We start from the raw sequence: 877 nt of genomic DNA on the forward strand, positions 1-877 counted from the left end.
TCGGCGTTCGGGTAGCGGAGCCCGGCCCGGCGGATCAGGCCTTCGACTTTCGCGTGGGTGAACGTCGCGTGCGCGTCATCGACGAGGAGCTTGATCCGTTCCTCGAAAGGCATCCCGAGGGTGAGGGTGTCGTCTTGCGTTTCGAGGGCGTCGACCAGCGAGGCGACTCCCATCTCTCGGAGCTTGCGTTTGCTCTCGCCATCGATGCGCGTCATCGTGTCTTTCCTGCGTAGTAGTCGGCGCCTCGGACGTATCCGGACGGCTCGGCGGAGGCCGTCTCGGTGGGTTCGAACCTTGGCCATCTTTTGCCGGGTTGGTCTTGTCCGGTCTCCAGGATCGGGCGCAGATGCGCATACCGGGGCGACCGGACCCGGGAGGCCAGTGCGATCTGGCAGGCCGCCTCGACCCGCGCCGCCGAGTAGCGGCGGGTGAGGCGTAGTACCGCCAGGGCCGCGTCCAGGCCCTGCTCGTCGACGGGAACGGACTCGAAGATGCGGTTCACGACAGTCACCGCGTTCTCGCCGATGCGACCGGCCCATTCTCGGACCCGGGCCGAGTCCCATTGCCGGTATCGGGGCCCGCCCGGCAGATCGGCGTCATGCGTGCGGCACTCATTTGTCACGCCTGCCGGTGCCAGCAGGTGACTGGTCAGTCGCTGACTATCGCCGAACACCTCGATCATGCTCTCCGTCACGCGCAGATCCACCGCGCGGCCGATATGGGCGTAGGGAACGGAGTAGAAGTTCTTCTCCCAGACCACGTGGCCGTTCTTTTGCACCCGGCGCCCATACGTCCACCGGCTGATCTCGAACGCGACCGCCGGCAGCGGCCGCAGCAGTGGTCGTTCCTCGGCATCGAACACGCTCAGGCGCGAGCC

The 877-nt window shown here is 66.8% G+C and carries 1 protein-coding gene and 1 pseudogene; both read right to left on the reverse strand.

Annotated elements, in window-relative coordinates:
- Positions 1-215, reverse strand: a pseudogene (locus K2F54_RS18910) (ATP-binding protein); the annotation flags it as partial.
- Positions 212-877, reverse strand: a 666-nt coding sequence (locus K2F54_RS18915; RefSeq protein WP_431193900.1) for a Mu transposase domain-containing protein, incomplete at its 5' end; no start/stop codon positions are given. The gene K2F54_RS18915 and the pseudogene K2F54_RS18910, both read right to left, overlap by 4 nt.

This window comes from Cryobacterium inferilacus (assembly GCF_019599185.1).
Classification (GTDB): Bacteria; Actinomycetota; Actinomycetes; order Actinomycetales; family Microbacteriaceae; genus Cryobacterium; species Cryobacterium inferilacus.